The sequence below is a fragment of the Nonomuraea lactucae genome, assembly GCF_003313395.1.
GTDB classification, from domain to species: Bacteria; Actinomycetota; Actinomycetes; order Streptosporangiales; family Streptosporangiaceae; genus Nonomuraea; species Nonomuraea lactucae.
On sequence record NZ_QNFZ01000601.1, the window covers coordinates 1 to 2,220 of the forward strand.

Annotated in this window: 3 protein-coding genes and 1 pseudogene; 1 reads left to right on the forward strand and 3 read right to left on the reverse strand. The window is 73.5% G+C overall.

Annotated elements, in window-relative coordinates; genetic code table 11:
- Together DQW85_RS24080 and DQW85_RS24085 are read right to left on the reverse strand one after the other, a co-directional pair.
- Positions 1 to 263: pseudogene (locus DQW85_RS24080) on the reverse strand (hypothetical protein); the annotation flags it as partial.
- Positions 260 to 1,327 (reverse strand): LLM class flavin-dependent oxidoreductase, encoded by a 1,068-nt coding sequence (locus tag DQW85_RS24085; protein WP_113702323.1) that lies wholly within the window; start codon positions 1,325 to 1,327, stop codon positions 260 to 262. The gene DQW85_RS24085 and the pseudogene DQW85_RS24080, both read right to left, overlap by 4 nt.
- A gap of 101 nt (positions 1,328 to 1,428) precedes the next feature.
- Between DQW85_RS24085 and DQW85_RS24090 the strand changes: the two genes are divergently transcribed.
- Positions 1,429 to 1,890, forward strand: coding sequence for a hypothetical protein (locus tag DQW85_RS24090; protein ID WP_240197391.1), 462 nt, complete (start codon positions 1,429 to 1,431; stop codon positions 1,888 to 1,890).
- A gap of 31 nt (positions 1,891 to 1,921) precedes the next feature.
- On the opposite strand, the gene DQW85_RS24095 is transcribed toward DQW85_RS24090, so the two are convergent.
- Positions 1,922 to 2,220 (reverse strand): acyl-CoA dehydrogenase family protein (locus DQW85_RS24095; protein ID WP_275888248.1); only part of this gene is annotated, 299 nt, incomplete at its 5' end.

Sequence of the window (2,220 nt, forward strand, 5' to 3'; positions counted from 1 at the left end):
CCCGCGGGCTCGGCCAGCGCCACCACGACCCGATCGCGTCCGTCCACCCCCGCCGCGCTCAGCGCCGCCCCGGTCAGTTCCTCCGCCTCCGCGCGCTCGCGCGGGCCGAGCGGGAAGACGGTGGAGGCGTCGGAGGAGACCAGCAGCAGCCCCGAGGCGGATCCGCCGCCCGCGCCGAGATCCTCACGCGTGAGCCACCGGTGCGTCGGGCCGCTCGCTGCCGGGCCGGTCCGGGCCGGCCCGGACCCCGACGGGGCGGTCACGCCGCGACCTCGGCCATGAACAGCTCCATCGACTCGCACACCCGCTCGTGCGCCAGCCCGCCCACCTGACACTGCAGGATCAGGTCGGTGGCCCCCGCCGCGGCGATGCGGGCCAGCGCCTTCCGCGAACCCTCCACGTCGTCCACCACGACCATCAGGTGCTCGCGCAGCGTGGCCATCGCCTCCTCCGGCGGCATCCCGGCCGCGAGCTGGCCCAGCACCCGGTGGGTGGCGTGACGCGCGTCGTAGTAGTCGGGCGGGGTGACCAGGTTCACCTGGCGGCGGATGTACCACAGGACGGCGTCGGCGGCCGTGCCGGTGGCCGCTTCCCTGGTCGGCGCGACGAACCAGGGGATCATCAGCGCCACCCGGCGGCTCGCGGGATCGAACCCCGCCTCCGCCAGCGCCTGCCGGTACTGGGCGATGTCGGCCGCCACGTCGTCGATGCCCTTGAGCATCGTCATGCCGAGCAGGTTGTAGCCGTGCCGTGCCGCCGCGAGGTAGCCCTCCAGCGAGGTGGACGCCACCCAGACGGGCGGGTGCGGACGCTGCACGGGACGCGGGTAGACGGCCACGTCCGGGATCTCGAAGTACTCGTTCGACCGGCTGACCGGCTCGCCGTCGGCCACCCAGATGGCCAGCGTCGCCTCCAGGGAGTCCTCCCAGATCCGCCGCGACTTCTCGAACGGCCGCTGGAACGCCTGGTACTCCAGCGGGGACGCGCCCCGCCCGGTGCCGAACTCCACCCGGCCGCCGCTGATCACGTCCAGCGTCGCGACCCGCTCCGCCGTACGGATCGGCGACTGGAACGGCAGCAGCACGACGCCGAGCCCCAGGTGGATGCGTTCGGTCCGCTGGGAGATCGCCGCGAGCACCAGGTCGGGGGCGGAGGAGTGCGAGAAGCCCCGGGTGAAGTGGTGCTCGACGAACCACGCCGTGTCGAAGCCCAGCCGGTCTCCGAGCACGACCTGGTCGATCACGTTCTGGAACGCCTGCCGCTCCACCTCACGGGTGCGCCCGCGGACCTCCAGTTCGTATCCCAGGCTGATCCGTAGGGACGTCATCGCGCCTCCGGCGAAAGTAGTGAACCAAGCGCTCGCTTGGTTTAGCCTATCAGCGCCGAACACTTGCGGGAAGGGCGCGGTCGCGATCAGAGTGGTTGCTCGTGAGGCGAAAGCACGCGCTACCGTCGCCGGAAGGCGGCACGTTCCCCGCCGGCGACGACGATCATTCACCCGCGGGCGCGCGCGGCTACGAGGCCCTCGGCCGGGTCATGGCCGTGCTGGCCGGCGAGGCGGACTTCATCGAGTCGTGCCGCGACCTGGCCTGGTGGCGCGGATCCGGCAGCTGGCACCTCGAATGGCGTGACGGGCCCTTCGCCTCGGAGGCGGCGGCGCTGCTGGAGGAGCGACTGCGCGGCCTCCAACTCGTCACGACCGCCGTTCCCGGCAACGACGTCTGCGCCGCCCTGGAGGTGATGGGCGTCCGCTTCGAGCTGCGCGCCATCGACCCGATGGGCAGGGCGCGCGTCCGGGCGCGACCCGGCTTCTGGCGGCTGGCCGAGGCCCTCGACACCACCCGCAGCACCAACGCCCGCCATCCCTGGGAGACCCTCCTGGGCGGCTGACCTTCCGCGAGGCCGCCGCCCCGGCAGGGACCTAGCCGGGGGACAGGCCGGAGAGGACGTGGTCCGCCAGCCGGGCGCGATGAGCCCGCGGCGGCCCGAACAGCTCCGCATCGGAGGTGGCCCGCTTGAAGTAGCGGTGCGCGGAGTGCTCCCAGGTGACCCCGATGCCGCCGTGGAGCTGGATGTTCTCGCCCGCCGCGGCGAGATAGGCCTCGGTGCAGTAGGAGCCCGCGATCGCGGCGCTCGTCTCCAGGTGCCCCTGCACGTCGAGGACCGCGCCCGCCCCCGCACCCGCGCCCGCATGCGCGCCCGCGCCCGCCCCTGTTCGCG